The sequence below is a fragment of the Zooshikella harenae genome, from assembly GCF_018837975.1.
In the GTDB taxonomy this organism is placed as follows: Bacteria; Pseudomonadota; Gammaproteobacteria; order Pseudomonadales; family Zooshikellaceae; genus Zooshikella; species Zooshikella harenae.
This window is the reverse complement of sequence record NZ_JAGSOY010000156.1, coordinates 1-3,528: the sequence shown is the minus strand read 5'-3', so window position 1 is coordinate 3,528 and position 3,528 is coordinate 1. Positions and strand designations below refer to the sequence as shown.

Annotated in this window: 6 protein-coding genes; 2 read left to right on the top strand and 4 right to left on the bottom strand. The window is 40.1% G+C overall.

The window, feature by feature from the left end; translation table 11 throughout:
- The 4 genes from KCG35_RS24030 to KCG35_RS24015 all read right to left on the bottom strand — a co-directional run.
- Nucleotides 1-399, bottom strand: a 399-nt coding sequence (locus KCG35_RS24030) for a DUF1441 family protein (RefSeq protein WP_215822395.1), incomplete at its 3' end; no start/stop codon positions are given.
- A 138-nt stretch (nt 400-537) separates the two neighbouring features.
- Entirely contained in the window at nt 538-813 is a 276-nt protein-coding gene (locus tag KCG35_RS24025; protein ID WP_215822394.1) for a hypothetical protein, read from the bottom strand.
- Between the two features lie 21 nt (nt 814-834).
- Complete coding sequence (locus tag KCG35_RS27030) at nt 835-1,539, bottom strand: BRO family protein (protein WP_309227492.1); 705 nt, start codon at nt 1,537-1,539, stop codon at nt 835-837.
- A gap of 27 nt (nt 1,540-1,566) precedes the next feature.
- On the bottom strand, nt 1,567-1,965 hold the full coding sequence (locus KCG35_RS24015) for a hypothetical protein (RefSeq protein ID WP_215822392.1): 399 nt from the start codon (nt 1,963-1,965) through the stop codon (nt 1,567-1,569).
- Between the two features lie 81 nt (nt 1,966-2,046).
- Between KCG35_RS24015 and KCG35_RS24010 the strand changes: the two genes are divergently transcribed.
- Nucleotides 2,047-3,057, top strand: a complete 1,011-nt coding sequence (locus tag KCG35_RS24010; RefSeq protein WP_215822391.1) for a hypothetical protein — start codon at nt 2,047-2,049, stop codon at nt 3,055-3,057.
- Between the two features lie 173 nt (nt 3,058-3,230).
- Nucleotides 3,231-3,428 carry a cold-shock protein gene (locus KCG35_RS24005; RefSeq protein ID WP_215822390.1) on the top strand — a complete coding sequence of 66 codons (198 nt, stop codon included), beginning with the start codon at nt 3,231-3,233 and terminating at the stop codon, nt 3,426-3,428.
- Nucleotides 3,429-3,528 lie beyond the last annotated feature (100 nt).

Here is a 3,528-nt window from a genome sequence, read left to right as displayed (position 1 = left end):
CAATATCGAATTAAACAGTCTTGAACGTTCCATTTTGTCAGGTAGCGATTCGAAAAAAGCCACCAGGGTCTTCATTAATTTAATCGACTCTTGCCGTACTTCCTTGGCGGGAATTAATTCACTGCACGCCAATTCAAACTTAAGCCGCTCATTCTCGGATTGATACCAGTCTTTGCGGTCTTTAGGTGGCAAGTCGTTAGGGTCGTAGTCAGGCGGCAGGTTGCGAGTGTTTGACTCGTAAAATAGGTGCTCTACATCTTCCATACTGTAAACGTTCGCATTCCTTACGACATCAACAGGCTCAACCCCTGCTTGCCTTATCTTTTTTCTAACGGTCTCTCTGCTTATGTCATAGAACTCAGCAATTTGAGAGATGTTAAGGTTTTTTACTTCTGACATTCGATTCCTTATTGGTTATTTTTTAGCTGCTGGTGGCGCATAAAAGCCCGAAATTCTTCCAAAAGCCGAGCTTTGGCTGCGTGTAGCGCGTTTTAAGGCGCTCAGGGACCCCGACAAGTGCCCGGAGATACCCCACGCTCAACGTTGCTCAGAACGCCGATCAAGCAGCCTGTCGAGCTTGTCATTGATGCCTTTCATATCACTCTTCATCTCGTTTCTAAATTCTTTATAACGCAGGTCCGCTTTGGCTTGTGTTGTCATCACATGTTGTATGTTCGTGGCATTAAGCTCGATGCGTTTATCCACGGAAGAACCGAACACAATGGCAGAAATAACTAAGGAAAGGGTGGCTATGATGTGCGTGATATTAATTTCTTTTTTAAAGATCCATTCGTCTTGTTGGTGAACTGTCATTCTCCTCTTAATCCTTATCAATTAATGCATAGATCGCATACGTTTTAATTTGGTTAAACCTTTACCTGTAATCAGTGGTGTTATACATTTCTTTAATCCTTGAACGGGGTGATAATATTCACTTAGTTTCACATCCATATTGCCGCTATTTATTGTTGCCTGGTATGGCTCATTATTTGGGTTCACCCATTCAATCGCACGCAAGTAACTCATTAAGCGATTACGGCCTGTGTCTAATACCTTAGCGGCCTCGGCGATGGTTATTGCATCGTCAGCATTTGTGACATCATCAAAAAAATCAATTTTTGGTTGTGCTTCTCTTATTTCCTCTTTTGCTACCTCTAACTGTTTGGTTTTATTTTCAATAATGGTGTTAGCCATTTTTAGCGCTTTAGCCATTATCACTTCAGGTGAGTCATTTTCCTGTCCTGCGATATAGCCACCGTTTTTACGAATGCTTGGGAGCACTTCATGGGTTACCCAACGTTTAAAGCGCTTAGCTTCTGGGCGACGGCTTTTGAGGATGGATGAATAAAGGCCAGATTCGTTGATAATGCTTAGTTCTTGACCTTTATTAGAGGGGTACAGATTGTGTACCCCCTTTTCATCATCATCTAATAGGCGATTCATTGTGCTTGCTTTGGGGTAACCTAAAACTAATGCAATATCCTTAGCCACAAACCAAAGGTTCGCCTTCTTTGTTAATAACGCGTATTGATGCGCTATTGAACTGAAAAGGAATAATGTTCAAATTTATTTCCCTATTTTTATTCTTTGATTTAAATAATTCGAAAAAACATTGCGTAAAATGCGCCTAAATCCAAACGTATCGATATACACCAGGGCTAAGGCGAGCATATACCATTCAGGGACACTCACGTTTAAGGCTTCAAAGCCGCTCTTAATGTGGTTACTCATCTCAGGCACAAAGCACAGCACAAGCGGTGTGACGGTAACGATTAATAGAAAGTCATCCTTCCAGCCACGGCTTTGAATACTCAATGAATCAAGCTCTGAAGCAGAGATATTACCTTGCTGGATCTCATCTAATTGCTTGTTATGGATGGCTTGTTTTAATTCAGCTTTGTGTTGCTTGTTGGTGAGATAGGTTTGGAAAAGGCTCGTAATTGCGGTGATTATGGTTGAGAGCATTTAACTCCTATAATTTTGCGTACTATCAAACCTTGATGTGTGGTAATATTGATCTTCTTTATTTGTTCGAACGTACTTATTATGAATTTAAAAATCTCCAAAATATTATCTGCAAAAACTATCTTTTTTTTCTCCATTTTTTCCTTAGCCTGCCACAGTGAGCCTAACCCAAATATCAAATATTATGGGTATGACTGGCTAGATAGTGAGAATGAAGTGTTTAATATTGAGCTTGAAAAGAACTATGAAAGAATCAGTGCCACAGGTCCAAATAACACAAACTTAAATGTAGTTCATTCAATAGAGAGCTTAAACTCTAAAGTTTGTGCCCATGAAAGATGTGCACTTAACATAGGCGCTGGAGAAGAAAACTACTTTGGTCGACTAGATATCTGTTACTCAGCAAAAAGTAATACTGAGTGCCAAACTAAAGGTTCATGGGGAAACATTTGGAATATAGTTGCAAATATAAAAAGTGCTATAAATAAGCCCAAAGCGATCTACTTTCTGGATGAACCATCTACTGATAAGGCTTTGCAGGATAATGCGCAGTATGTTAAGTGGCAATATGCAAGTTATGTTTGTACCTTAAGGCAAGCTTTAAGGACTCATAATTTAAATGATATTCCGATATTTACAGTTTTGATTCATCGTAACTTTGATCAAGCTCTACCTTCTGTCGTTAATGAAATCCTTCATCAAATGCCACAAAGTGGGTGTTTAGGTGCCAAAAGCACACCTGACTGGGTTGGCATCGACAACTATTATTGGCGTCATGACAACTCTAGAGATGATAGTCCTGTAATACATGAAACATACAAAAGGTATTTTTCTGCAAACCCTAACTTAAAATGGATAATTGTACCCCCTTCAACACAAGAGTCTTTATTAATTCCTCCAGTCGAAAACGATCAGGACCTTCATGATCGAATACAAGCGTACTGGGACTATCTGAATGCTTATCCCCAAGACCCTGTAATTGCTGTAATGAATTTTAGGTTTGATAAAAAAATCTTAGCTCCGTCTTCTGTTGAGAGCTTCCCTAAGTCAAGAGCACTATTAAAGTTTATGGGAAATACTCTAACCCCCTAAGAACTTAATGTTGGTTACTACTCCTAATCTTACCTGAGTGGGAGTGGTGGCGCTTCCTCATCTCCTTCTGTCCGATACTCGTGTCTAAACAGCAATTACAGTAGAAACCGTTTGCTTTATTGGTCATAAACCGCTATAAAACTCGCTGAATTCAATATAAGCGCGAGATTAGAATGAGCACAGGTACAGTTAAGTTTTTCAATGCAACTAAAGGTTTTGGCTTCATCACTCCAAACGATGGCAGTAAAGACTTGTTTTTTCATAAAAATGAAACACAAGGTCGTGAGCCTCGTGATGGTGACACAGTAGAATTTGAGGCTGGTCAGAGCCAGAAAGGACCTTGTGCTATCAACGTTCAAGTTGTGAACTAAGAGCGCTTAAGTACCTATTGGATGGCTGGAGCATCTTCAAAGCCTTCCGTTAGGTACTTCAATTCTTCAACCGTCAGCATATCCCCCACATAGCCTGGCC

What these genes read in the sequence shown, in the direction of transcription:
- KCG35_RS24025 (WP_215822394.1), bottom strand. Translation starts at nt 813, where the DNA reads ATGACAGTTCACCAACAAGACGAATGGATCTTTAAAAAAGAAATTAAT.
- KCG35_RS24015 (WP_215822392.1), bottom strand. Translation starts at nt 1,965, where the DNA reads ATGCTCTCAACCATAATCACCGCAATTACGAGCCTTTTCCAAACCTAT.
- KCG35_RS24010 (WP_215822391.1), top strand. Translation starts at nt 2,047, where the DNA reads ATGAATTTAAAAATCTCCAAAATATTATCTGCAAAAACTATCTTTTTT.
- KCG35_RS24005 (WP_215822390.1), top strand. Translation starts at nt 3,231, where the DNA reads ATGAGCACAGGTACAGTTAAGTTTTTCAATGCAACTAAAGGTTTTGGC.